Here is a 24,652-nt window from a genome sequence, read left to right as displayed (position 1 = left end):
GATCGCGATGGAAGACGGCCTGCGCTTCGCCATCCGCGAAGGCGGCCGCACCGTCGGCTCCGGCGTCGTCTCGAAGATCGTCGAGTAATCGCGCCGCGCCTGACCGCGCTCTGGAGATCGAGAAGGCCGCCCCTTGGGGCGGCCTTTTTCGTTGCGGTGATTCCGTATCCCGCCGCATGCCATGAAAGGGCTTCGCCGCGTTGAAAAAAACGTCTCGATGGCGATGCAGCCGCAGCATCGGGATTGCGGCTTTCAATCAATGCGATAGCCTCGGAATGCCGCACATGCATTGGCGCTGTATACCGTTGTATCCAGTCAAGTATATGATTTTACTTGATAAATTTTGATTTCCGCCTTTCTTTCGAGAGGTGCAGCGCAGTACCGCGCTGACCGCCGGAATGGGAGGCTGCCAATGACTGCGATCCTCAAGGGCATGCGTGTGATCGAAGGATCCGCGTTCGTGGCCGTGCCGCTCGCGGGCATGACCCTCGCGCAGATGGGGGCGGAGGTGATCCGCTTCGACCGGCTGGAGGGCGGTCTCGACGCGTCGCGCTGGCCGGTCGCACCCACGGGTCGCAGCCATTTCTGGGCCGGTCTGAACAAGGGCAAGAAGTCGGTCGCCATCGACATGCGCACCCCAGAGGGCCGGGAGCTCATTACGCGACTTATCACCGCGCCCGGCGAGGATGCGGGGCTCTTCATCACCAATCTTGCCGTGAAGGGGTGGCTCGACCACGAAACGCTGTCCCGCGCGCGGCCGGATCTCGTCTCGGTCACGCTGACAGGCGATCGGCATGGGCGCCCGCAGGTCGACTACACCGTGAACCCCGCGATCGGTATCCCGGACATGACGGGGCCCGAGGGTCTCTCGGCGCCGGTGTCTCACGCGCTTCCCGCCTGGGACATCGCGGCGGGCGGTCATGTCGTGCAGGCGCTTCTGGCGGCAGAGCGACACCGCCTCAGAACCGGCGAAGGGCAGGGCGCGACCTTGTCCCTGAAGGATATCGCCGCGGCGACGATCGGCCATCTCGGCATGATCGGAGAGGCGGCGACCCAGGGCCCTCGCGCCAAATGCGGCAACGCGCTTTACGGCGCATACGGTCAGGACTTCCGATGTGCCGATGGCCGGCGGGTGATGGTGATCGGGTTGACGGAGCGGCAGTGGAAGGGGCTCGTGCGCGTTACGGGCACCGAAGCGCAGATGGAGCGGCTCGCGGCCCGTGCCGGCAAGCCTCTCTCCGATGAAGGCGTGCGCTTCGCGCTGCGTCAGCAGATCACCGCGATCCTGTCGCCGTGGTTCTCCGCGCGGAGTAGCGATGCCGTGGCGCGCGAGTTGGATGCGGCCGGCGTGACTTGGGGGCCGTTTCGCAACATCGCAGAGGCGCTGCGGGACGATCCCGATCTTGGGCCGGACAACCCGGTTTTCTCGATGCTCGATCAGCCGGGGCTTGGTCGCTATCCTGTGCCGGGACACGTCACGACTTATACCGGCTTTGCCCGCGAAGAACCAGTCATTGCGCCCGAGCTTGGCGCGCATACCGAAGGTGTTTTGGCCGAGGTCGGTGGCCTCGACGATACCGAGATCCAGCAGCTTTTCGACCGGGGAATCGTGGGAGATTCAACGCGTCAGGCGCGCGCGACCGCCGCTTGACGCGAAAAAGGCCGCCCCGGGTGGGGCGGCCTTTCGGCGCTAAGGCAGCGCGCGTTTACTGGTACTTGCCGACCAGGCTCTCGACGTGGGAGCGCTTCTCGGAGATGCTCCCGCCGCCGTGGATGACGTTCAGGACCGAGGCCGCTTCGGCGTTGGTCAGACCGGACGCGTCGACATTGGCGAAGTTTTCGATCTGCGTGATTTGCGCGTCGGTCGCGGCGAATGCTGCCGAGCCGGTTGCGGCTGCGAGGACGAGGGCGGTGAGAGTAGCTGCAGTTTTCATGATCTTTCTCCTTTGGTCCATTTGCCCGGTGGGGCTTTAGATATGCCCGGTGGGGCGTTTGAGTGTCGGGCGTTGCTGCCCGGTGAGTGAGAAGTAAGGAGGCCCGAGAATTCCTGCCAATCACGGAAATCGTCACGACCGATCACGCCGTTTTGCCCTTGACAGAAGGTGTGTCAGCTCGCCGCGGTGCGGCATATAAAGATAATTAATATCAGATGCTTATGTAGTTTCACTGCTCACGCGTACGCGTCTGGAAGCAGCCAATTGCAACAAAAGGCTGTTCGCCGGAAAGTGTCACAGATTCTGTGCGTTGATGCACCGTAACATACCTCACGCGCCTGAAGCTGCGCGCTCACGCAGGGCGGAGCAATGCCTTGAAGGGTGCAACATTTCAGGGATGGTTAAGAGATCCGCGTGAGGCCTGCCGTGATCGCAATCCACTCTTGAAACCCGGCGAGGCACGGGGTATCCGCTGCGCTGGATAGGGGTATAGCTCAGTTGGTAGAGCGACGGTCTCCAAATCGGACACCAATTCCCTTGAAATCAGCGCCTTAGCCGAAAATTGTTATCAGGACATTCGCCGAACGCATGGTGAACCTGTTAACGGGCGTTTTGACCCCGCACATGGGCAGAAAATGAAAAACGCCGCTGCGGCTGGTCCCCGCAACGGCGCTCATAAGGCTGAGAAAAAGCATCTCTCAAGTTCGAAAGATACGCGAAAACGCCAGCGCTCGGCAATGGCTGAATACGGCCATCCGGACTACAAGGGCGCAGCCAAGATGCTCGGTTTCGCTCTGGCGCGTCAGAACTTTGAAGGCTGGCGCGATTTTTCGGATTTTTCAGCGCTCGCGTTGTCCGATGATGAGCGAACAAGCATCTCCTGGGCGGCGCTGAGATCGCTCGATACTTCCCACGCGGAAGCTGTTGCAAAAGCAATACTTGGCGATGCGGGCTCTCCGCTTCCGGCTTTCCTGTCTCCGATGGAAGATGCGCGCTGGTGGGCATCCTTTGCCAGCCGAGCGGAGCGAAAGGCATACGCACTCGCGTCTTTCGAAGCCCTGCACCTGAGCGACCAGCAAGCATTCATCCAGCACATTTCTGAAATCGAGGTGGCGGTATGACTGACGCCGAACTCGATGAGATCATGGTTTTCCATTGGCCGCGCGTTTTGCGCCAGGTGATGGCTGACAACTCGGATGAATGGCTGAAAGGCTTCGTCCGCTCCATCGCCAGGCACGGCAAGCGGCCGACATGGCGTCCGACCTCCAAGCAACAGCAGATCATGCGCCGCCTCGTCTCTGAATTGAGCGCGGTATCGCATGGCAATGAAGAGGTGATCGAAGGAGGCGACGGCGCAGCCTGACCGCGCTGGACGGCGCGCGGACGGTTCAGACGGTGGCGCGCGCCGCCGATGGCATACCACGGGGTGGGGACACATGCCGAGCGCAGCCCGAAAGGTCGAAGCGCGTCCCCCGGTGCTTATCCAAGCGCCGCAAGTAGCGACTGAGCCCCCGGCGTGGATCGTCGGGACCGGGGGCGCCTGAAAGCGATGGGTCGGCTCCGTTGAGCAGATCTTCACGCGGAAGGCAGGGACCAGCTCAGCCAAATCGGCTGGGGCTGGTCGCCCTATGCCTTTCGCTCCGGGTCTCACCATTGAGCAGGGACCAGATAGAGGAGACCGAAGAGTTGAGAGGCAAAGACAAGAACGAAAACCACGTCGCGGACGTGATTGATGAGCTGGCTGCGCGCGTTCGCCGTTTGCGCCCCGATCATCGCAATCCTCATCGCTTCCACGAAGAGAAGTCAGAGATCGAGCACGATCTTCGTCAGCTTCAACGGGTCCTTACCGATCCAAACCCATGCGGGTACGCGGCAGCCCGACAGTTTTCCAGTTTAGAACGATTTTAAAAACTAAATTCAGGTAGTCGCGATGCACAGCCTTGATCTTGAAATGCCGGAGCAGACGCCGAAAGAGCTGACGAAATCAGCCTTTGCGAAGCGGCACGGGCTGACCAATGGGCGGATTTCACAGATGATCAGCCAGGGCATGCCCACGCTGCCGAACGGCCGGGTAGACGTGGAAGCGGCTGACGCGTGGATCTCGGCGCACGTCAATCGCCGCAGCTCATCAGCGAAGCAGGAAGCTGCCACGATCGCGAAGGTGAAGCAGGAGCGCGAAGAGGCGCAGCGTGACCTTCTTCGCCTCCAACTCGCTGAAAAAGAGCGCCGCCTTATTGATCGAAAGGGCGTCGAACTTGCCCTCTTCGAGCGCGCCAGGGCGGAGCGTGACGCACACCTCGCATGGATTGCTCGCCTTGCGCCGAAGCTCGCGTCCGAACTGGACATCGATCTTTCTAAGCTCTTCGCCGTTCTGGACAGGGAGATGCGGCTTCACCTTGAGGAACTGGCTGACACCCCGCTCGGAGATCTCGCACATGACACCTGACGCCCGCGCTGTCGCAGATGAGGCTTGGCGTTCCGGCCTCCGTCCCGAGCCGCCCCTCCTGGTCTCCGAATGGGCCGATCGCTTCCGTCTACTTCCTCAGACCTCGGCAGAGCCAGGGCGCTGGCGGACGGATCGCTCCCCATACCTCCGCGAGATCATGGATTGTCTGAGTATCGGCTCACCTGTCGAGCGCGTCGTCATCATGAAGGGCGCGCAGACCGGCGGAACCGAGGCCGGGCTCAACTTCCTGGGCTACATAATTTGCAATGCGCCGGGTCTGGCGATGCTGGTCATGCCGAGCGTTGATATGATCCGCCGGAACACGCGGACCCGGATCGATCCCTACTTCGAGCTGGTCCCCGAGATCTCTCGGCGTGTTGTGCCGGCCAAATCTCGCGAGCCCGGCAACACCGCAACGCACAAGAAATTCGTCGGAGGCGAGCTGGTCATGACCGGCGCAAACGCCGCCGCAAGCCTTCGCTCGACGCCAGCGCGGTATCTGGTCCTCGATGAGATCGATGCCTTTCCGCTGGACGTTGAAGGCGAAGGCGATCCTATAGCTCTCGCAATTCAGCGGACAGTTACCTATCGCGGCAAGCGCAAGATCCTGATGATCTCGACGCCCACGATCCGGAATTTCAGCCGGATTGAAGCAGCGTACCTCGAGTCGGATCAGCGTCGCTTCTTCACGCCCTGCCTGCATTGCGGTGATCCTTTCGTCATCACCTGGTCAACGATCCACTGGCCGAGAAGCGAGCCTGAAAAGGCGCATTGCGTCTGCCCGAGTTGCGGCGGGGTTCACGAGGAGCGTGACAAGCCCGAGATGCTTCGCCAGGGCGCTTGGCAGGCGACGGCAAAGGGCAACCGCAACACCGCAGGCTATCACCTCTCTGCGCTCGTCTCTCCGTTTGAGACCTGGGCGGATATCGCCGAAGAACACGGTCGAGTTCACGCCGACCCCGCGCGCCTGAAATCGTGGATCAACACGAAGCTCGGTGAGACCTGGGAAGAAGAAGCGGCGCAGACGGTCGATTCTGCCGCGCTCCTGCGCCGCACGGAACATTGGGGCGAGGAGCTGCCGCCAGGCGCGTCCGTCATCACGGCCGGGATCGACACGCAAGATACATGGCTCGCCGTCGAGTTGGTCGCATGGGGACGCGGTGAGGAAAGCTGGTCACTCGACTGGATACGGCTTCCCGGCGACCCGACTGCCGCAAAGCTCTGGGATGATCTCGATGCCATCCTTGGGCGCACATTTGCACATCCAACTGCCGGGGCGCTTCCGATAGCCGCCGCCTGCATCGATAGCGGCGGACATCATACCTCGCGTGTGGAAGAGTTCGCCGCCGCGCGGCACTCGCGCCGCGTCTATGCTATCAAGGGTAGCTCGACGCCCGGAAAGTCCGCATGGCCGCACCGACCGAGCTACAGCCGCAAGGGCAAGCGTCCGCTATACGTCATCGGTGTGGACGCACTGAAAGAGATTGTCTTTGCGCGCCTGGCGAAAGGTGAGGCTGGGCCAGGCTTCTGTCATGTGCCGCAGGGCCGTGAGCCCGCATGGTTCTCTGAGATGACGGCCGAGAAGCCCTACACCAAGTATTCGAAGGGGCGGGCCATCCGCGAATGGCGCAAGAAGCCCACCGAGCGAAACGAAGCCTTCGACTGCCGTGTCTACGCCGCCGCCGCGCTCGAGTCGCTGAAGTATTCCGGGTTTGATCTCGATGCCGAGGCCGCTCGCATCGAGGCTTTGGCGATCGCGCAGCCAACACCGAGCCGCAAGCCCGGTCAGGTCATCAAGTCACGGTTCATGAGCGGAAAATAGACGTGGGCGGTACTTAAGTGGCCGCCGCCCGTAGATCTATGTGATATTGCTGCTTCTCATGACGTGAGAGCAATTGCCCTCGTTATCTGCTACACCCCATCTATCGAGATCAACGGAGTTGTTTTCAAAAATATGACCAACAGCTTCAAATATCCGCTTGCGATGTTCATCCTCGGTTAGTTGGGCTTCGGAGTAAATTGTATTTATTGTCAGCTCCTTATCGGCTTCCCATGTGATGGATTTCACGCCATCGATACCAGAGATTAAGCTTTCTATACGAGCATGTTCCTGAGTAAGTTCCATTGTAATTGTCCTCCTTTGTCGCGCTTTAAGCCCAATGCACTGCTACAAAAACTTTATATCATCCTGATCATCAGCAGTGCTAAAATTGCCGGAAAGGCTACGCAACTCCTTTTGTAGCAACTGGTTCAAATCTGATAGCTCTTCGAGTATCTCGGCTCTTCTTTTTTTGCTTTTTTCTCGTTTAAAGGTGTCGAGTTTTTCCGCAATCGCAGATGCAATTTCGTCGATCTCTGTGTTTCCAGGGTAGGCATGCTCAAGAGTATACACAATTTCGGCGTTCATCGACCGGCCGTTCGCCTCAGCCGCCGCACGTATGCGATCACGCATGCCATCAGGCAGGCGCAGCATGAACTTATCTACAAGCGTGCGATGTTCGCTCTCGGCCATGCTGGCAAATGGACACCATTTTCTTCTTGACACAATGGCGTCCATTGGACTTCATAGTGTCACTTGGACATACCAAGAGGTCATCATGGCGACGAGAAAGCCCTTTCAGCTGCGCATACCAGAAGACTTGAAGGCTTGGATCGAGGACCAGGCCAACAAGAATGGATCCAGCATGAACAGCGAAATCGTTCGAGCTCTTCGGGAGCGCGCGGAACGTATCGAACCAGCATGATTGCCTAAAAAGCGGACCGGTGGGTGCTCCAACACCCGACCGGCCCTGAACCAACCAACGATCTGTATAGGAGATCGCCGATGGCTTATCGCCACGATACCACCCGCCGTGCCTTTCTGAAAGTCGTGCCTGCTGCAACAGCGGGGATATATGCCGCGCCCGCCGCTGCTCTCGCGGCTCAAGAGCCTGTGTCTAACACGCCTGAGCTGCCGTTTTGGTGGGATAAGCTGACCGGTCCGACCGCTGAGTCAGACGAAGAAGTATTCATGCCGTGGCAGGACACCGAAGCAAACCGCGCACTGGCCGTTCAGATGGAAGAGCTCCGCGACCTTCTGCTGACTATCGGCGAAACCGCTGGCGTGGACACGATCCAGATGCTCGAGCTGCGCTGGGCCAACGGCATCCCGAAGTACGTGAACATCGTTGGGCGTTCCGGGGTGTGGGGTGAAGGCCTGCACCACTATCGCCCTGAGTTCGGATGGATCGATCGGTCGGCATCAGCGTCTTTCCGCACCAAGCGCACTCGGATCGTGTCCCTTTACCATGAAATTAAAGCGATCGACGAAGAGGCGCGTGGTTACGAGACAGGTCTCAGTGGGCAGGCCGATGACGATATGATCGACTACCTTTTTTATAACCGACGTGATGCGCTCGCCGACGAGATGATGGCCCTGCCTTGCACCTGCGCCGCCGATTTTGCGGCGAAGGCGATCATCGACACCGTTGATGGCGCTGTCTTTAGCGACTGGGAGTCCGGAGGGCTTTGGGTCGAGGCGCGAGAGCTGGTCGGGTAGTTATCGAGTTTTGCGCAATAAGGTGAGCCACACTGAACGTATTGACTTGATACGTTCAGTGTGGTCAGTTGCTGGAAACTCAGATGGAGCCTCGGCAATGGACTTGATCATGGACGGCGAATATTCGACGCGAGAAGCTGCAGCCGCGCTTCAACACGGGAATTTCGGCGTATTTCAGCGGAACTACAACGCGAGCAAGATGAACTTGCTACCGCGTTTCAAGGAAACGAAACGCGGCCACGTGGAATATTCGCTTATTGCAGAGCGCGCACTCCACCTTGCAGTAGCGGCTACGCACTCTCGCGAAATCGCGCGCGCCACAACCTGGGGCATCCTCGACGAATTGGTGAGCAGCGCTGTTCCAAGTGGCACCGAGATCAAAGGTGACCTCGCATCCGGCTACGAGCGCTTGGCAGAGCTTGAGCCGAGCGAGGGCCACCAGCCTCTCGATCTCCGCATCGCTTGCACCTCACCGCAGATGGTTTTCTCGGAATCCATCATTTCGCGTGATCCCGATCAGCGCACTTGGGCTGTGTATCACCTTCGTGGGGATGGGGCTCGCGCATTGGTCACGCTCATGCAAGACGATGCGAAGCACAAGAATACGCTGCAGGATGCGCGAGCCGCTTCCTTTGAGATGGCTACCCAGTTTGCATCGAGTGAGCGGGTCCGCGACCTTCTCGGCGAGGCAGCAAGCTATCCCCAAATTCTCGACCTTACCGGCGTATTTCTCAGCTTCGAGGCCAATCTTCGCTTTCAACATGAACTTCGTTCCGCCGGTCGGATGGACTGAGCAGGACAGAACGGATGGCCTTTCCTTTCGCCAACCTCTTCCGCCGCCAGGGCAAGCCGGATCAGACCCGCGCACTTGAAGCCGCATCTGGTGGCTACCGCTGGGCGGGGCGAACGGCGAGCCAGAGCCCAGCCAGCAGCATCCGCGCTGGAGCGCACCTGGTCGGAGCCCGAGCGGCGGATTTCGCTCTGAACAACCCGCACGGTGCCCGCATGAAGCAAGTGCTCGCCGACAATATGGTCGGGACGGGCATCAAGCCGAAAGCTCGGGCGGAATCGGAAGGGCTCCGGCAGCGTCTGCATCGCGCTTTCGACATCTGGACGGATCGCGCCGACAGCTCCGGCCTCGGCGATCTCTTTGCCCTTCAGCACCGCTTGGTCACCGACATGGTCATTTTTGGTGAGGCGTTGGCTGTCTTCGAGGCGCACCCAGACGGCGCACCCTCTCTGAAGCAATTGCATCCTGACCAGCTCGACCGGTCCAAGACTGTCACGCTCTCGGAGAGCCGGTTTGTGGTTCAAGGAGTGGAATTCGATAAGAACTCGGCGGCCCCGGTCGCCTACTGGCTTCGCCCGAGCGCACCGGGTGAAGCGGCACCGGCGGGGTCACTGCGGTCTGTCTCCTTGGCCCGGCTCCCCGCCGGTGACGTGATCCACATGTTTCGCCCGCTGGTCCCCGGACAGGTTCGCGGTCTGAGTTGGTTCGCACCGATCCTGCTGGCCGGTCACGAGCTGGACCAGCTTCTCGATGCGCTGCTCGTGCGAGCCAAGGTCTCCGCGCTTCACACCGGATTTGTCTATGATCCGGCGGGCGAGGGTAGCACCTATCCCGGAACGGCAAACGGCGACACGCTCGACACCGGAATGGAACCGGGGACGCTCCTCGTGATGCCCAACGGGAAGCGGGTCGAGTTCCCGAACCTTCCTGATAGTGGAGACGCGCAGGGGCTCGCGACGACGCAGCTCCGCGCGATGGCGGCAGGCATCGGCTGCACCTACGAACAGGTGACCGGCGATTTCAGTCAGGTGAACTACAGCAGCGCCCGCGCCGCGTTCCTGGAATTCCGCCGCTTCTGCGAAGCCGTCCAGCATCACGTCATCGTTCACCAGCTTTGTCGCCCGGTCTGGGCGCGGTTCATGCGCTGGCAGGTCTTGCGCGGCACCGTGACGGCGCAAGCCTTCATGGACCCGGCGAACGGTTTGCAGTCCGCGAAATGGCTCCCGCCGAGCTGGCCGTGGGTCGATCCGCTGAAGGACGCCCGCGCCGCGATTATGGAGATTGATGCGAACCTGCGCTCCCGCTCCGAGGTAATCGCCGAGCGTGGGTATGACGCCGAGGAGATCGATGCCGAGATCTCAGCCGACCGCCGAAGGGCGCAACGCCTGGGCATCGAAGCAGAGGAGACCGGCAATGCCGCTTGATCTTCAAACCCGCGCGATGGACGTGCGCCCCAAGACACTGGACCGAGGCAAGCGCACCGTCGAAGCGGTGCTTTCCACCGGTGCAGACGTGCAGCGCTTCGACCTCGACGGCCCTTTCATCGAGCGACTGAGCGTCAGCTCGGACGCAATCGATCTCGGAAGATCCGAAGGTGCTCCGATCCTTGATACGCACCGACGCGACGGCATCGGGAGCATTCTCGGCCGACTGGTCTCCGCCCGCATTGAGGGCGGCAAATTGATCGGCAGAATTCAGATTTCGTCTCGGCATGACGCGATCCTCGACGACATCGAGGAGGGTATCATCCGGGGCGTTTCCATCGGCTACTCGGTCCAGGACCACCGTGACGAGGTTGACCGGTCATCCGGCCAACGTGTGCGCGTCGCCACGAAGTGGACCCTGGTCGAAGCTTCCCTTTGCGCGGTGCCTGCCGACGCCGCGTCTCATATCAGGAGCAGTGACATGCCCGAGACCAACCCGGGGAGCGCACCCCCGACCACGCCGCCGCAATCGGCACCCAACACGCCGCCCCAGCAACAGGTGCAGACCCGCGCCGAGATCAACGGGGAAATTCGAAGCCTCGCGCAAGCCTTCGAGCTGCCGCAATCCTTCACGGATGGCCTGATCGACCGCGAAGCCAGTGTCGAGGAGGCGCGCTCCGCCGCACTCGATGAGCTTCAGCGTAATCAATCTTCACCGGTCCAGACCCGCGTGACCAATGTTCGCCAGGTCGAAGATCCGCGCGAGCGGGTTCGCCACATGGGAGAGGCGATGTTCGCCAGGGTGAACCCCGGCCACCAACTCAGCGAACGGGCGCGCGAGTTCTACGGAATGACCACGCTCGACCTCGCACGAGACTGCCTGACCCGATCCGGCGAAGTGGTCACCGGTATGTCCTCCTCCGCCCTGATTACACGGGCGCTTCAGTCGACGTCGGATTATCCGGCGATCTTCGCAGACACGGTGAACCGGACGCTAATGGCTTCTTACCAGGCAGCGCCTGCAACGCTCAAGGCGGTTGCCCGCAAGGCTACGGCCCGCGACTTCCGCCGCAAGACGAAGATCCAGCTTGGCGAAGCGCCGACGCTTGAGAAGGTGAATGAACACGGCGAGTTCAAGTCCGGCTCGATGGCCGAGGCGAAAGAGAGCTACGCCATCGACACTTTCGGGCGGATCATCGGCTTCACCCGGCAGGCAATCATCAACGACGATATCGGTGCGCTCTCGGATCCTGCCGCAAAGCTCGGAATGGCCGCGAGTGAGTTCGAGGCGCAGTTCCTGGTCGATCTTCTCGAAAGCGGCTCCGGCAACGGCCCCGACATGGACGATGGCAACGCGCTTTTCCATGCGGATCACGGCAACCTCGCCGCATCCGGAGCCGCGCTCTCCGAAGAGACACTTTCAGCCGCGCGCCTCGCCATGCGGAAGCAGACCGGGCTGTCGGGAAAGCGGATCAACGTGAGCCCGAAATACCTGGTTGTCCCGCCGGAGCTCGAAACCACCGCTGAAAAGCTGCTCGCCGCAATTCAGCCGACAAACAGCGACGAGGTGAACCCGTTCGCTTCTAAGCTCTCCCTACTGGTCGAGTCGCGCCTCACAAGCGCAACCCGCTGGTACGTGACCGCTGACCCCGCCACCGTCGAAGGGCTCGAATACAGCTATCTCCAGGGCGAGGAGGGGCCGCAAATCGATACGCGCGCGGGCTTCGAGATCGACGGCATGGAGTTCAAGGTTCGCTTGGACTACGGCGCGGCGTTCCTCGACTGGCGCGGCTGGTATCAGAACGCAGGGGCGTAACTGATGGCGGACCTTGCAGTGCTGAAAGCCCGGCTCGCCAAGCTCGAAGAGCTTCGCGAGGACGGTGTGGATACCGCGAAATTTGGTGATGACGAGGTTCGCTACAAAAGCGACGCGCAACTCGTCGCGGCCATGGCTGACCTGAAAGGCCGCATCGCGGCACTTGAGGGCCGACAAATCCGCAAGGTCCGCGTCACTTCTTCGAAAGGATTGAGCTGATGAAGAACTACATCCAAGCGGGCAATGTGCTCACCTTCACCGCAGCAGCGGAGATCAAAGCCGGGCAAGGTGTTATGCAGGGCGCGCTCTTCGGCGTTGCCTCGACCGACGCCGCGACCGGCGACGATTTCGAAGCCGCGGTAACCGGCGTGTTCGAATTGCCGAAAGCATCCGGAGCGCTGACCAAAGGCCAGAAAGCCTATTGGTCCACGGCGAACGGCAACGTGACGGGGACGGCCTCGGGCAATAACCTGATCGGCGCGGTTTCCGAGCCAGCGGCAGACGCTGCCAGTGCGGTCCGCGTTCGCCTGAACGGCTCGGTGTAACGGGCAAGCGCGATGACACGTCCCGCCCCAATCATGGCCAAGGAAGATACAGCGGCACGGCTTCTCGATATGAAGCCGACCGAATTCCGAGGTTTGGTTGAGGGCGGGCACCTTCCGGCGGGGCGCGAGATCGCAGGAATTCGCCGCTGGGACGTGGAAGAGCTGCGGAAGATTTTCCGGGGTGAGATGGCAGATGGAGGCTTCGAATGGTGAAGGGTGCTGAAGGAAAGCGGTATCTCCACGAGCCGAAGCCAGGATTCATCTACGTTCGCAAGGGCGGGAAGTATCTCGGTCGCATCAAGGCTGCTCCGGGGACACCTGATTTCGACCGCGAATACTGGGAAATTCTGACCGGGAAGACGCATGCGGCAAAAACCTCATGGTCGGCTCTGATTGCCTCTTACCGCGCATCGGATCGGTGGTTGAACCTCAAGCCCTCGACGCGCAGCACCTACGAGCGGGTTCTCGTCTACATCCTCGAGAAGAATGGCCGAAAGGACATGACGAGATTGCATCGGAAGGATGTGATTGCCGCGCAAAATGCCAATCGCCACAAGCCGAAGTTCGCGAATGATATTCCCGCGATCATGTCAGTTCTTTGCGAACACGCTATCGATATCGGCTGGATCTCGGCGAACCCAGCGAAGGGCGTTCGAAAGATGCCGATCCCGAAAGAGCGGCAGCGTCCACACGTACCGTGGACCGACGAAGCCGTCGCGACGTTCCGAGCTGAGGCGAACCATAGAGCACGACTGATTTTCGAGATCGGCATAGGCAGCGTTCAGCGCCCAGCCGACTGGGTGAAATTCAACTGGGGCGACTATGACGGTCGAAACCTCAGCCTCAGCCAGAGCAAAACCAGCAAGTCGCTGGTTCTCCCTTGCGACGATAACCTGAAAGCCGCGCTGGCTTCCGAAATTGAGCGCCTGGGAGTCACGCCGCATCCGTCACGGCCAATCCTTATCGGCGAGCACGGGCACCGCCTCACCAAAAGCGGGATGGGGCAAATTATGCGCCGCGAGAGGCGACGGCTCGGTCTCATGGTCCACGATCAACACGCGCTGCGCTATCGGGGAGTGATGGAGCTGGCATGGGCTGGCTGCGACGACGACGAAATCATGTCCTACAGCGGGCACGATACGAAAGAGATGGTCATCAAATACGCCGGTCTGGCGCGTCAGATAATGCGCGCGACCACGGCCGCTGAAAAACGGAGGCTTTGGGCATCGACATGAACAGAACAGGTACAGAACGTGAAGCTGATAACCCGTGTGATAACCGGTTGACCCTTCCGAACGAAAAACCTAATGAACGCTTGCAGAAGGGGTATAGCTCAGTTGGTAGAGCGACGGTCTCCAAAACCGTAGGTCGCGGGTTCGAGCCCTGCTGCCCCTGCCAGTTTCCCGACAGCGACGGAATGCAAAAAGGCCCGCTCGAAAGCGGGCCCTTTCCGTGCCTCAGAGAGGCGTGTCGCTGGTGGCGACCTTAGTTCAGGTATGCTTCGACATCACCGCGCACATCGCCCGGATTTTCGCCGGAGTAGATTATCGCGAGCACCGACTGCACCTGCTGATCGCTCAGCGTGGAGACATCAGCGTCCGGCGCGTATTGGCGGATCAACGCGATCTCGCCGGCCGATGCGGAGTTCATGTCGCTCATCGGCGTTGCGTCGTCCGACAGGAGTGCGACGATCTCGGAAGACTTGTCGCTCTCGGACATGCCGCTCTGAGCGGCGGAGATCGCTGCATCGACGCGCGCCTGCGGCATCATGGCGTAATCGACACCGTCAACGTACTGGTCAAGAAGCGCCATCTCGGCTTCGGTGATCGTCGCAGGCGTCGAGACATAGTCTTCGCCGTCATAAAGCGCGTTCAATTGACCGACGATGTCCGACCGACGGTCGTTCGAGTTGATGATGTTCATCGCCGTGGCAACTTCGGTGTCGCTCCAGCCGGAAACGTCCGCGTTCGGCAGGTAGGACTGGATCTGCACGCGCTCTGCCTCGGTTGCGGCGAACGCGGTGCCGGCCATTGCGAATGTCAGTGCGGTTGCGGTCATAAAGCGTTTCATAATCGTATCCTTTCTCGTCTCGTTTGTTCATCCGGTTTTCATCCGGCCGATGCGACACGTGCCGCGATCGGTATGGGTGAAGAACAGCACGAGGCGCGACCCCGTTCCCCAACCTCGCGAAAACGCCAGAGAATCTCACATAGCGGTGATGGAGCGTTGAAATGCATCGTGCGCGACACATCGCGCGGGTGCTTTATTAAACGCGGCGGTACAGGCAGCGGTGCGGCACGCCGACTTCCGGTCTTCTCTTGAAGTCCGGCGCGCTTCGCCGTATCTGCCCGACGATCACGCGAGAAAAGGGTCCGTCATGGCCAAGACCAATCCGATGCAGTTCGTTCAGCAGGTCCGCGCCGAAGTGGCGAAGGTCGTCTGGCCGACGCGCCGCGAGGTGGTGTTGACCACGATCATGGTCTTCATCATGGCGACTCTGACCGCGATCTTCTTTGCGCTGGTCGATCTCGGCATCCGGTCGGGGCTCCAGGGTATCCTTTCCGTCTTCGCGGGCTGACCCGCGACTGACGACTTGAATTCGCTCCGGCGGAACTGTAGACGACGCGCACTTTCGGGATCGGGCGTGCAATGAGTCGCGTTGCACGCCGCTTTTCTTTGCAGACCCCGGGGCATTTCCCGGACCCAAGATGAGGACAGGGCCAGATGGCGAAGCGGTGGTATTCGGTTAGCGTTCTCTCGAACTTCGAGAAGAAAGTCGCCGAACAGATCCGGACGGCGGTGGCCGAGCAGGGCCTCGAGGACCAGATCGAAGAAGTTCTGGTTCCGACCGAAGAGGTCATCGAAGTGCGCCGCGGCAAGAAGGTCAATACCGAGCGTCGCTTCATGCCGGGTTACGTTCTCGTGCGGATGGAAATGTCCGACCAAGGCTATCATCTTATCAATTCGATGAACCGCGTGACGGGGTTCCTCGGGCCGCAAGGCCGGCCCATGCCGATGCGCGACGCCGAAGTGCAGGCGATCCTCGGACGCGTGCAGGAGGGCGAAGAAGCCCCGCGCACGCTCATCCACTTCGAGGTCGGCGAGAAGGTCAAGGTCAACGACGGGCCGTTCGAGGATTTCGACGGCATGGTCGAGGGTGTCGACGAAGACAATCAGCGCCTGCGCGTCTCGGTCTCGATCTTCGGTCGCGAAACTCCGGTCGAGCTGGAGTTCACCCAGGTGACCAAGCAAGGCTGATGGCGCGGCTCTAGCGCTCGTTGAATCCCTTCCCCGCAAAGACCTTCTCACGGAAGCGGGTGATCCTTGCGTCCTGGGTGTCTCGATGTTTGGCGCCATTCACATGCAGGACGTAGCTTTTGCGCCGGCCCGGTGTGAGCGCCGCGAAAGCTTCTGCGAAATCCGGATCGCTATCCAGCGCGTCGATGAGGGCGGGTGGACAGTCGAGTTCCACCTGCGTCTTCGGCGCTCGGGTTCCCGCCTCCGCATGCCGCTTTGCCTGGGCGATGAGTGCGCGAACAGCGTCGGCTTTCCGCGCGACATCACCGATATCGGTGAAGCGCACTGCATCGGGCTGCGCCGTATTCGGGCCGTGCCGCTCCAGAACCCCGTTACGGTCTTCCAGTAACGCGGCATCGAAAAAGCTCAGCCGGAACTCCGCGCGGAATGCACCGATAATCGCGATGTTCCTCGAAAAATGCATGTAGCAAGGGTGGCCCCACTTCGCCGTCTCTCTCAGACCTTCCGCGCGGAGGAGATCCCGCAACGCATCGAGGGCAGGCTGCCAACGCACGGCAGAGCAATCCGGCGTTGCGAAACGATCGCAGCGCCCGCAGCCCTGTGCGAAGTAGATCTCGGCGTCGGTGATCATGCGTCTCACCTCTTCTTCCGACACCCAACGGTAGTCGGTGTGTCCGGGGGTTGCCAAGCGCGCCCGTGAGGTGTACGCGCAGCGCCTGTTCCGACCCGTTCGGATCAGATCTCATGTGGGAGGCGAGGGAAGCGCGCTGTCCGGACCTGACCACACAACGAAAAATGCCGGCGGATCGCGTTCCCCGGCTGTTGGAAGAAAGGAGACGCCAGATGGCCAAGAAGCTTGCTGGCACGATGAAGCTGCAGATTCCTGCAGGCCAAGCGAACCCCTCCCCGCCGGTCGGTCCGGCACTGGGTCAGCGCGGCATCAACATCATGGAATTCTGCAAGGCGTTCAACGCCAAGACGCAGGAGATGGAGCAGGGCGCACCGTGCCCGACGCTCATCACCTATTACCAGGACAAGTCCTTCACGATGGATATCAAGACGCCGCCCGCGTCTTACTATCTGAAGAAGGCAGCCGGCCTGAAGCCGGTCGGCAAGCGGAACCGCCCGAAGGGCGCGACCACGCCGGGCCGTGAGACCGTCGCGACCGTCACCCGCAAGCAGGTGCGCGAAATCGCCGAGGCCAAGATGAAGGACCTTTCGGCAAACGACGTCGAAGCGGCAATGAAGATCGTTCTGGGCTCCGCGAAGTCCATGGGCATCGAGGTGAAGTAAGATGGCAAAGCTCGGAAAACGCACCCGCTCCGCTCGTGAGGCCTTCGCAGGCAAGGAAAACGTGACCGTCGAAGAGGCCGTGTCGCTCATCAAGTCGAACGCGAACGTCAAGTTCGATGAGACCGTCGAGATCGCGATGAACCTCGGCGTCGATCCGCGTCACGCCGACCAGATGGTCCGCGGCGTCGTCGGCCTGCCGAACGGCACCGGCAAAACCGTCCGCGTCGCCGTCTTCGCCCGCGGCCCAAAAGCCGAAGAGGCGCAGGCCGCCGGAGCCGACATCGTCGGTGCCGAAGACCTGATGGAAACGATCCAGAGCGGCGAGATCAACTTCGACCGCTGCATCGCGACGCCGGACATGATGCCGATCGTCGGCCGCCTGGGTAAGATCCTCGGCCCGCGGAACCTGATGCCGAACCCCAAGGTCGGCACGGTGACGATGGACGTCAAGGAAGCCGTCGAGGCGGCGAAGGGCGGTCAGGTCCAGTTCAAGGCCGAGAAGGCTGGCGTCATTCACGCGGGCGTCGGCAAGGTTTCCTTCGACGAGGCCAAGCTTGCTGAGAACATCCGCGCGTTCGTTGACGCGGTCTCAAAGGCGAAGCCCGCCGGCGCGAAAGGCACCTACATGAAGAAGGTCTGCCTGTCCTCGACCATGGGCCCTGGCATCACGGTCGATATCTCGAACGCGACAGGAAACTGACACATTTGATGGCCAGCGGTTGAGTCCGCGGTGCATCACCTTGAAAACAAAGAGACGGGCGGCCTTAAGTGGCGGCCCGTTTTTACTTTGAGGCTCCGGATGCGTAGGTAAATTCGCGTGCAGATCCGGGGGCGTCGTGCCGAACCGGCAGATGCATAGAGACCGTTTTCATGGCCGTCCAACTGACGCTTGCCGCGATCCTGAAAGAGCCGGCGGATAGCGTCTTGAGTTTCGTCGATTGGCACCGCGGCCAGGGCGTGACGCGGTTTCACCTGTGTTTCGACGACCCGTCCGATCCTGCGGCGGATCTGTTCTTGGGCGCGCCTGATGTCGTTGTCGAGCGTGGGACGTCCGAGTTCTGGTCAGTCTGCGGGATTGACGCGAATAAGGCGTTTCCGATGCGCCAGAACCATTTCCTGACATATGCCTACCGTGCCGCACCCGCAGGCTGGTTCGCGGCATGCGACGGCGATGAGTTCTTCCATCTCGATGGCCGCAGCCTCGCCGAAGAGCTGGACGCGCAGGAACCAGAAACGGTTAGCGTCACATTCCGTACCGCAGAACATGTGCAGACCCCGCACGATCCGGAGCAGTTTCATTTCCGGCTGCCGATGCCGCGCTGGCTACGCCAGAGTGTGTATCCGACCCTATCACTTGTGACGCGCAGCCGTGACGGGCTGGCGGGGCATCTCGTAGGGAAAAGTTGCACGCGCGTCGGCCTTGGAAGCCGGGTCCGAATCCGCCAGCATTGGGCGGCGGTTCAAGGGCGAACGCAGGTGACCTCGCGCGTGATGGGCCCGGCGGACGGCGCGCATCTGCTGCACTTCGTGGATCGCGGGTTCGACAACTGGCGGTCCAAGCTGGAATGGCGAATGTCGTCCCGCGGATATGGTAGTCGCATGAATGTCCTTCTAGAGAATGCGCTTGCGTCAGAAACACCTGAAGAGGTGCTCTGGACGCTTTATGCCGAGTTGCATGTCTTTGGACCCGAACGTTTGGCCATGCTGGATCGGGCGGGCAAGTTGGTGAGCGTACCGGCGGGCCGGTTTGGCACGGTGGCGGGGGCCATTGCCGCTTGAGCGGGGCCGATCGATGGCCGACCGGCTGCGGGTGCGTGCAGGCTTGACCGATCCGAGCCGAGCGGGCAGAGTTTCGGATGAACTGTCCGGCGCATTTTGCTCCCCGGACCCCTTGGCAATGTCCCTCCGATAATCTAGGTCCATTTCCTGAGGGCACTCGTGCGATTCGCGAGAGCCCTCGTTTCGTCCGAGACGGTGGGTTGGCCCAGTGCCGCTAAATCCTGCCTGAGACGGGAAGAGCATACTTTTCCTGCGCTTCGTGAAGCGTTGGATCCGCGATTGCGACACCCCGTTCGGACTTTATCGCCGTGCCTCTTCGGAGGCTCAGCAAAAAGAGCCGGAGGGGAGACCCTCCAATACTTGGAGTAGAACTGTGGATAGAGCCCAGAAAGAGAAAGTGGTCGAGGAACTCGGCCAAATCTTCGAAAGCTCTGGCGTCGTGGTGGTTGCCCACTACGAGGGTCTCACGGTTGCCGAGATGCAGGATCTTCGGGGTCGCGCACGCGACGCCGGGGCGTCCGTTCGCGTCGCCAAGAACCGGCTCGCAAAGATCGCTCTCGAGGGTCGTCCGTGCGAAAGCATCAAGACCTATCTCGAGGGCATGACGGTCCTCACCTATTCCGAAGACCCCGTGGCAGCCGCCAAGGTGGTCGAGGGCTTCGCCAAGGATAACAGCAAGCTGCAGATCCTCGGCGGGGCAATGGGTACCGACCCTCTGGACCGGGCCGGTGTCGAAGCCGTGTCGAAAATGCCCTCGCGCGACGAGCTCATCGCTCAGATCGCGAGCTGCATCGGCGCACCCGCTTCGAACATCGCCGGTGCGATCGGCGCGCCCGCTTCGAATATCGCCTCCATCCTTTCCACCATCGAGGAAAAGGCCGAGGCGGCCTAAGGCATCCATGGAGATCATCGTGGGGTTGCAAACCGCGCGTTGGGACACATCTAGTAACGGAAAGAAGTCACAATGGCTGATCTGAAGAAACTCGCAGAAGACATCGTCAACCTGACGCTTCTCGAAGCCCAGGAACTCAAGACCATCCTCAAGGACGAATACGGCATCGAGCCCGCTTCCGGCGGCGCAGTGATGATGGCCGGTCCGGCAGGCGACGCAGGCGGCGCGGCTGCTGAAGAGCAGACCGAATTCGACGTCATCCTGAAGTCGGCAGGCGCATCCAAGATCAACGTGATCAAGGAAGTCCGCGGCATCACCGGTCTTGGCCTCAAAGAAGCCAAGGAACTGGTCGAAGCCGGTGGCAAGGCTGTCAAAGAACAGTGCCCGAAGGAAGAAGCCGAAGAGATCAAGAAGAAGCTCGAAGAGGCTGGCGCCGAAGTCGAGCTCAAGTAATCCACTGGTCGGGCAAGCCCGGCCTGGATGAGCATATTCAAGGCTGGATCCGGAGAAATCCGGGTCCAGCCGAGCCTGTCTCAGAGAGGCCCTGACAGAGCAGGGCTTTTCTCAGGCAAGGCTCCATGATCGGGAAGGCCTCTGGTGGGACAGAGGCCGAGAATAGATCGGAGCAAGCCCTCTCGGTTGAGCACGCGCCCGGGGCCCGACGGCCGCGCGCTCGGAAGAGACACTGAAAGGTGACAAGCGACCATGGCGCAATCCTACCTTGGCCAGAAACGTCTTCGTAAGTATTACGGCAAAATCCGCGAAGTGCAGGAGATGCCGAACCTGATCGAGGTCCAGAAGCGGTCCTACGATCTGTTCCTGAAATCCGGCGACGAGCCCCAGCCGCTTGACGGCGAGGGGATCAAGGGCGTATTCCAGTCCGTCTTCCCGATCAAGGATTTCAACGAGACGGCCGTCCTCGAATTCGTCGATTACGAGCTCGAAAAGCCGAAATACGATGTCGACGAATGTCAGCAGCGCGACATGACCTACGCGGCTCCGCTGAAGGTCACGCTGCGTCTGATCGTGTTCGATGTCGATGAGGATACCGGCGCGAAATCGGTCAAGGACATCAAGGAGCAGGACGTCTTCATGGGCGACATGCCCCTGATGACGCACAACGGCACGTTCATCGTGAACGGCACGGAGCGGGTCATCGTCTCCCAGATGCCCCGCAGCCCCGGCGTGTTTTTCGATCACGACAAGGGCAAGACGCATTCCTCCGGCAAGCTCCTGTTCGCCTGCCGCATCATTCCGTACCGTGGCTCCTGGCTCGATTTCGAATTCGATGCCAAGGATCTCGTCTTCGCGCGCATCGACCGCCGCCGGAAGCTGCCGGTCACCACGCTTCTTTACGCTTTGGGTCTCGACCAGGAAGCGATCATGGATGCGTATTACGACACGGTCGATTTCAAGCTCGAGAAGGGCAAGGGCTGGGTCACCAAGTTCTTCCCCGATCGCGTCCGCGGCACACGGCCGACCTACGATCTCGTGGATGCGGATTCCGGCGAGATCATCGCCGAGGCCGGAAAGAAGGTCACGCCCCGCGCGGTGAAGAAACTGAAGGACGACGGACAGGTCGAGAACCTGCTCGTGCCGTTCGACCACATCGTCGGCCGCTTCGTGTCCAAGGACATCATCAACGAGGAAACCGGCGCGATCTACGTCGAGGCGGGCGATGAGCTCACCTGGAACGTCGACAAGGATGGCGAAGTCACCGGCGGCACGCTCAAGGAACTCGTGGATGCCGGCGTGACCGAGATCCCGGTCCTCGACATCGACAACATCACGGTCGGTCCGTACATGCGCAACACGATGGCGCAGGACAAGAACATGAACCGCGACACCGCGCTCATGGACATCTACCGCGTCATGCGTCCGGGCGAGCCGCCCACCGTCGAAGCCGCTTCGGCGCTCTTCGACACGCTGTTCTTCGATAGCGAGCGTTATGACCTCTCTGCCGTCGGCCGCGTGAAGATGAACATGCGTCTCGCCCTCGAGAAGCCCGACACCCAGCGCACGCTCGACCGCGAAGACATCGTGGCCTGCATCAAGGCGCTTGTGGATCTGCGTGATGGTCGCGGCGACATCGACGACATCGACCACCTCGGCAACCGCCGGGTGCGCTCGGTCGGCGAGCTGATGGAGAACCAGTACCGCGTCGGCCTGCTGCGGATGGAGCGCGCGATCAAGGAGCGTATGTCCTCTGTCGAGATCGACACGGTGATGCCGCAGGATCTGATCAACGCCAAGCCCGCCGCGGCTGCCGTGCGCGAGTTCTTTGGCTCCTCGCAGCTGTCGCAGTTCATGGACCAGACCAACCCGCTGTCGGAAGTGACGCACAAGCGCCGCCTCTCCGCACTCGGGCCCGGCGGTCTGACCCGCGAGCGTGCCGGCTTCGAGGTGCGCGACGTGCACCCGACGCATTATGGCCGGATGTGCCCGATCGAGACGCCGGAAGGCCCGAACATCGGTCTCATCAACTCGCTGGCCACCTTCGCACGCGTCAACAAGTACGGCTTCATCGAAACCCCGTATCGCCTCGTCAAGGACGGAACGGTGACGGATGAAGTCCGCTACATGTCCGCGACCGAGGAAATGCGCCACACGATCGCGCAGGCGAACGCGCTGCTCGACGAAAACGGCCGTTTCATCAACGAGCTGGTGAACACTCGCCAGTCCGGCGATTACACGCTCGCGCCGGCCGAGAATGTCGATCTCATCGACGTCTCGCCGAAGCAGCTCGTGTCGGTCGCGGCCTCGCTGATCCCGTTCCTCGAGAACGACGACGCGAACCGCGCGCTGATGGGCTCGAACATGCAGCGGCAGGCCGTGCCGACGCTGCGCTCCGAGGCGCCGCTCGTTGGCACCGGCATCGAGGGCATCGTCGCCCGCGATTCCGGCGCGTCGATCATGGCGCGTCGCGGCGGGGTCATCGACCAGGTCGACGCAACCCGGATCGTGGTCCGTGCGACCGAGGATCTGGAGCCGGGCGATCCGGGCGTGGACATCTACCGCCTGCGCAAGTTCCAGCGTTCGAACCAGAACACCTGCATCAACCAGCGTCCGCTGGTGACGGTGGGCATGGAAGTGTCGAAGGGCGAGGTTATCGCGGACGGCCCGTCCACGGATATGGGGGAACTGGCGCTCGGCAAGAACGTCATCGTCGCCTTCATGCCCTGGAACGGCTACAACTACGAGGACTCCATCCTCATCTCCGAGCGCATTGCGCAGGACGACGTCTTCACCTCGGTCCATATCGAGGAATTCGAGGTCGCGGCCCGTGACACCAAGCTCGGGCCCGAGGAAATCACCCGCGACATCCCGAACGTCGGTGAAGAGGCGCTGCGTAACCTCGACGAGGCGGGCATCGTCTATATCGGCGCCGACGTGGAGCCGGGCGACATTCTCGTGGGCAAGATCACGCCAAAAGGCGAAAGCCCGATGACGCCGGAGGAAAAGCTCCTCCGCGCCATCTTCGGCGAGAAAGCCTCGGACGTGCGCGACACCTCGCTGCGGGTTAAGCCGGGCGATTACGGCACCGTCGTGGAAGTCCGCGTCTTCAACCGTCACGGCGTCGAGAAAGACGAACGCGCGCTGCAGATCGAGCGTGAAGAGATCGAGAGCCTCGCGCGCGACCGCGACGACGAGCTCGCGATCCTCGACCGCAACATCTACGCGCGTCTTCGCTCCATGATCCTCGGCAAGACCGCGGTGAAGGGGCCCAAGGGTGTGAAGGCGAATTCGGAGATCACCGAAGAGCTGCTCGAAGGGCTGCCGCGCAGCCATTGGTGGCAGCTCGCCCTCGGCGAGGAAGAGGACGCAAAGCATGTCGAGGCGCTGAACGAGCAGTACGAGGCGCAGAAGCGCGCACTCGACGCGCGGTTCGACGACAAGGTCGAGAAGGTGCGCCGCGGCGACGATCTGCCCCCGGGCGTGATGAAGATGGTCAAGGTCTTCGTGGCGGTGAAGCGCAAGCTGCAGCCGGGCGACAAGATGGCCGGCCGTCACGGCAACAAGGGCGTCATCTCCAAGGTCGTGCCGATCGAGGACATGCCGTTCCTCGAAGACGGAACGCCGGTGGACTTCTGCCTCAACCCGCTCGGCGTGCCGAGCCGGATGAACGTCGGTCAGATCCTTGAGACCCATATGGGCTGGGCCGCGCGCGGCCTCGGCATCAAGGTCGACGAGGCGCTGCAGGAATACCGTCGTTCGGGTGATCTGACGCCGGTCCGCGAAGCGCTGCAGAACGCCTATGGCGACGACGTCTACGAAGAGGGCCTCAAGGATCTCGACGAAGATCGTCTGGTCGAGGCGGCGTCCAACGTCACACGCGGTGTGCCGATCGCCACCCCGGTCTTCGACGGTGCGAAAGAGCCTGACGTCAACGACGCGCTGAAGCGCGCCGGCTTTGACGAAAGCGGCCAGTCGATCCTCTTCGACGGGCGCACGGGCGAGCAATTCGCACGGCCGGTCACCGTGGGCGTGAAGTACCTGCTGAAACTGCATCACCTCGTGGACGACAAGATCCACGCGCGATCGACCGGGCCTTACAGCCTCGTCACGCAGCAGCCGCTCGGCGGCAAGGCGCAGTTCGGCGGTCAGCGCTTCGGCGAGATGGAGGTCTGGGCTCTCGAAGCGTATGGCGCGGCCTACACGCTTCAGGAGATGCTCACCGTCAAGTCGGACGATGTGGCGGGCCGGACCAAGGTCTACGAGTCGATCGTCAAGGGCGAGGACAACTTCGAGGCCGGCGTGCCGGAATCGTTCAACGTGCTCGTCAAGGAGGTCCGGGGTCTGGGCCTCAACATGGAACTCCTGGATGCGGAGGAGGAAGACGCGGAGTGAGGCAGAACGCCTCCACCTCGCGCAACCCACAGATTTTTATCTAAAAATCTGTGGGTTGTCCCTTCCCCGCACCCTCTGAACTCTGAGGA

28 protein-coding genes and 1 tRNA gene are annotated in these 24,652 nt (G+C 61.4%); 24 read left to right on the top strand and 5 right to left on the bottom strand.

The window, feature by feature from the left end:
* Both BM171_RS17295 and BM171_RS17290 read left to right on the top strand, forming a co-directional pair.
* On the top strand, window positions 1-88 hold an 88-nt coding region (locus BM171_RS17295; protein ID WP_217646715.1), incomplete at its 5' end, for an EF-Tu C-terminal domain-related protein.
* 324 nt (window positions 89-412) lie between these two features.
* Window positions 413-1,651, top strand: a complete 1,239-nt coding sequence (locus BM171_RS17290; RefSeq protein ID WP_093015431.1) for a CoA transferase — start codon at window positions 413-415, stop codon at window positions 1,649-1,651.
* A 55-nt stretch (window positions 1,652-1,706) separates the two neighbouring features.
* On the opposite strand, the gene BM171_RS17285 is transcribed toward BM171_RS17290, so the two are convergent.
* Window positions 1,707-1,934 (bottom strand): hypothetical protein, encoded by a 228-nt coding sequence (locus BM171_RS17285; RefSeq protein WP_093015428.1) that lies wholly within the window; start codon window positions 1,932-1,934, stop codon window positions 1,707-1,709.
* Window positions 1,935-2,569: 635 nt separating this feature from the next.
* Between BM171_RS17285 and BM171_RS17280 the strand changes: the two genes are divergently transcribed.
* The 4 genes from BM171_RS17280 (at window position 2,570) to BM171_RS17265 (ending at window position 6,202) form a co-directional block, all read left to right on the top strand.
* Window positions 2,570-3,055 (top strand): hypothetical protein, encoded by a 486-nt coding sequence (locus tag BM171_RS17280; protein WP_139218738.1) that lies wholly within the window; start codon window positions 2,570-2,572, stop codon window positions 3,053-3,055.
* Window positions 3,052-3,297 carry a hypothetical protein gene (locus tag BM171_RS17275; RefSeq protein WP_093015421.1) on the top strand — a complete coding sequence of 82 codons (246 nt, stop codon included), beginning with the start codon at window positions 3,052-3,054 and terminating at the stop codon, window positions 3,295-3,297. Before BM171_RS17280 ends, BM171_RS17275 begins: the two co-directional genes overlap by 4 nt.
* Before the next feature lie 567 nt (window positions 3,298-3,864).
* Window positions 3,865-4,380, top strand: coding sequence for a hypothetical protein (locus BM171_RS18750; protein WP_139218737.1), 516 nt, complete (start codon window positions 3,865-3,867; stop codon window positions 4,378-4,380).
* Window positions 4,370-6,202, top strand: a complete 1,833-nt coding sequence (locus BM171_RS17265; protein WP_093015415.1) for a phage terminase large subunit family protein — start codon at window positions 4,370-4,372, stop codon at window positions 6,200-6,202. Before BM171_RS18750 ends, BM171_RS17265 begins: the two co-directional genes overlap by 11 nt.
* A 36-nt stretch (window positions 6,203-6,238) precedes the next feature.
* Here the strand turns inward: BM171_RS17265 and BM171_RS18745 are convergent, their stop codons facing one another.
* Window positions 6,239-6,505 (bottom strand): hypothetical protein, encoded by a 267-nt coding sequence (locus BM171_RS18745; RefSeq protein ID WP_139218736.1) that lies wholly within the window; start codon window positions 6,503-6,505, stop codon window positions 6,239-6,241.
* A 42-nt stretch (window positions 6,506-6,547) separates the two neighbouring features.
* Window positions 6,548-6,937 (bottom strand): Arc family DNA-binding protein, encoded by a 390-nt coding sequence (locus tag BM171_RS17260; protein WP_217646749.1) that lies wholly within the window; start codon window positions 6,935-6,937, stop codon window positions 6,548-6,550.
* Here BM171_RS17260 and BM171_RS19415 point away from each other — a divergent pair.
* The 10 genes from BM171_RS19415 to BM171_RS17210 all read left to right on the top strand — a co-directional run bounded on the left by BM171_RS19415 (window position 6,819) and on the right by BM171_RS17210 (window position 13,891).
* A complete protein-coding gene (locus BM171_RS19415) occupies window positions 6,819-7,124 on the top strand; it encodes an Arc family DNA-binding protein (RefSeq protein WP_342742001.1) in 306 nt (101 codons plus the stop codon). The two genes, BM171_RS17260 and BM171_RS19415, sit on opposite strands and share 119 nt — an antisense overlap.
* An 80-nt stretch (window positions 7,125-7,204) precedes the next feature.
* A complete protein-coding gene (locus BM171_RS17250; protein ID WP_139218735.1) occupies window positions 7,205-7,918 on the top strand; it encodes a hypothetical protein in 714 nt (237 codons plus the stop codon).
* Between the two features lie 97 nt (window positions 7,919-8,015).
* Complete coding sequence (locus BM171_RS17245) at window positions 8,016-8,711, top strand: hypothetical protein (RefSeq protein WP_093015406.1); 696 nt, start codon at window positions 8,016-8,018, stop codon at window positions 8,709-8,711.
* Window positions 8,712-8,725: 14 nt separating this feature from the next.
* Window positions 8,726-10,132 carry a phage portal protein gene (locus BM171_RS17240; RefSeq protein ID WP_093015403.1) on the top strand — a complete coding sequence of 469 codons (1,407 nt, stop codon included), beginning with the start codon at window positions 8,726-8,728 and terminating at the stop codon, window positions 10,130-10,132.
* Complete coding sequence (locus BM171_RS17235) at window positions 10,122-11,948, top strand: prohead protease/major capsid protein fusion protein (protein WP_093015400.1); 1,827 nt, start codon at window positions 10,122-10,124, stop codon at window positions 11,946-11,948. The genes BM171_RS17240 and BM171_RS17235 overlap by 11 nt, the downstream gene beginning before the upstream one ends.
* A gap of 3 nt (window positions 11,949-11,951) precedes the next feature.
* Window positions 11,952-12,167, top strand: a complete 216-nt coding sequence (locus tag BM171_RS17230; RefSeq protein WP_093015397.1) for a phage head-tail joining protein — start codon at window positions 11,952-11,954, stop codon at window positions 12,165-12,167.
* Complete coding sequence (locus tag BM171_RS17225) at window positions 12,167-12,493, top strand: DUF2190 family protein (protein WP_093015394.1); 327 nt, start codon at window positions 12,167-12,169, stop codon at window positions 12,491-12,493. Before BM171_RS17230 ends, BM171_RS17225 begins: the two co-directional genes overlap by 1 nt.
* A 12-nt stretch (window positions 12,494-12,505) precedes the next feature.
* Window positions 12,506-12,706: a hypothetical protein gene (locus BM171_RS17220; RefSeq protein ID WP_093015391.1), complete on the top strand. Its 201-nt coding sequence runs from the start codon at window positions 12,506-12,508 to the stop codon at window positions 12,704-12,706.
* Window positions 12,700-13,728, top strand: coding sequence for a site-specific integrase (locus BM171_RS17215; RefSeq protein ID WP_093015388.1), 1,029 nt, complete (start codon window positions 12,700-12,702; stop codon window positions 13,726-13,728). The genes BM171_RS17220 and BM171_RS17215 overlap by 7 nt, the downstream gene beginning before the upstream one ends.
* 87 nt (window positions 13,729-13,815) lie before the next feature.
* Window positions 13,816-13,891, top strand: a tRNA-Trp gene (locus BM171_RS17210).
* An 87-nt stretch (window positions 13,892-13,978) separates the two neighbouring features.
* Here BM171_RS17210 and BM171_RS17205 read toward each other — a convergent pair.
* The gene (locus BM171_RS17205) at window positions 13,979-14,563 is read right to left on the bottom strand and encodes a hypothetical protein (RefSeq protein WP_093015385.1); all 585 of its coding nucleotides are present in this window, start codon (window positions 14,561-14,563) and stop codon (window positions 13,979-13,981) included.
* Between the two features lie 307 nt (window positions 14,564-14,870).
* On the opposite strand from BM171_RS17205, the gene secE reads away from it, so the two are divergent.
* Both secE and nusG read left to right on the top strand, forming a co-directional pair.
* The gene (gene secE, locus BM171_RS17200) at window positions 14,871-15,071 is read left to right on the top strand and encodes a preprotein translocase subunit SecE (protein ID WP_093015382.1); all 201 of its coding nucleotides are present in this window, start codon (window positions 14,871-14,873) and stop codon (window positions 15,069-15,071) included.
* A 146-nt stretch (window positions 15,072-15,217) separates the two neighbouring features.
* The gene (gene nusG / locus BM171_RS17195; RefSeq protein ID WP_093015378.1) at window positions 15,218-15,751 is read left to right on the top strand and encodes a transcription termination/antitermination protein NusG; all 534 of its coding nucleotides are present in this window, start codon (window positions 15,218-15,220) and stop codon (window positions 15,749-15,751) included.
* Between the two features lie 10 nt (window positions 15,752-15,761).
* On the opposite strand, the gene BM171_RS17190 is transcribed toward nusG, so the two are convergent.
* The gene (locus BM171_RS17190) at window positions 15,762-16,382 is read right to left on the bottom strand and encodes a YdeI/OmpD-associated family protein (protein WP_093015375.1); all 621 of its coding nucleotides are present in this window, start codon (window positions 16,380-16,382) and stop codon (window positions 15,762-15,764) included.
* 212 nt (window positions 16,383-16,594) lie between these two features.
* On the opposite strand from BM171_RS17190, the gene rplK reads away from it, so the two are divergent.
* The 6 genes from rplK (at window position 16,595) to rpoB (ending at window position 24,563) form a co-directional block, all read left to right on the top strand.
* Window positions 16,595-17,044 (top strand): 50S ribosomal protein L11, encoded by a 450-nt coding sequence (gene rplK, locus BM171_RS17185; protein ID WP_093015372.1) that lies wholly within the window; start codon window positions 16,595-16,597, stop codon window positions 17,042-17,044.
* Between the two features lies 1 nt (window position 17,045).
* Window positions 17,046-17,744: a 50S ribosomal protein L1 gene (rplA, locus tag BM171_RS17180; RefSeq protein ID WP_093015369.1), complete on the top strand. Its 699-nt coding sequence runs from the start codon at window positions 17,046-17,048 to the stop codon at window positions 17,742-17,744.
* A 170-nt stretch (window positions 17,745-17,914) separates the two neighbouring features.
* Window positions 17,915-18,823, top strand: coding sequence for a glycosyltransferase family 2 protein (locus BM171_RS17175; RefSeq protein WP_093015366.1), 909 nt, complete (start codon window positions 17,915-17,917; stop codon window positions 18,821-18,823).
* Window positions 18,824-19,196: 373 nt separating this feature from the next.
* Window positions 19,197-19,715 (top strand): 50S ribosomal protein L10, encoded by a 519-nt coding sequence (gene rplJ, locus BM171_RS17170; RefSeq protein ID WP_093015364.1) that lies wholly within the window; start codon window positions 19,197-19,199, stop codon window positions 19,713-19,715.
* Window positions 19,716-19,787: 72 nt separating this feature from the next.
* Window positions 19,788-20,168, top strand: coding sequence for a 50S ribosomal protein L7/L12 (gene rplL / locus BM171_RS17165; protein ID WP_093015361.1), 381 nt, complete (start codon window positions 19,788-19,790; stop codon window positions 20,166-20,168).
* Between the two features lie 252 nt (window positions 20,169-20,420).
* Window positions 20,421-24,563: a DNA-directed RNA polymerase subunit beta gene (rpoB, locus tag BM171_RS17160; RefSeq protein WP_093015358.1), complete on the top strand. Its 4,143-nt coding sequence runs from the start codon at window positions 20,421-20,423 to the stop codon at window positions 24,561-24,563.
* Window positions 24,564-24,652 lie beyond the last annotated feature (89 nt).

Origin of the sequence: Roseivivax halotolerans (assembly GCF_900115815.1) — a bacterium.
Classification (GTDB): domain Bacteria; phylum Pseudomonadota; class Alphaproteobacteria; order Rhodobacterales; family Rhodobacteraceae; genus Roseivivax; species Roseivivax halotolerans.
This window is presented reverse-complemented; position numbering and strand designations above follow the sequence as displayed.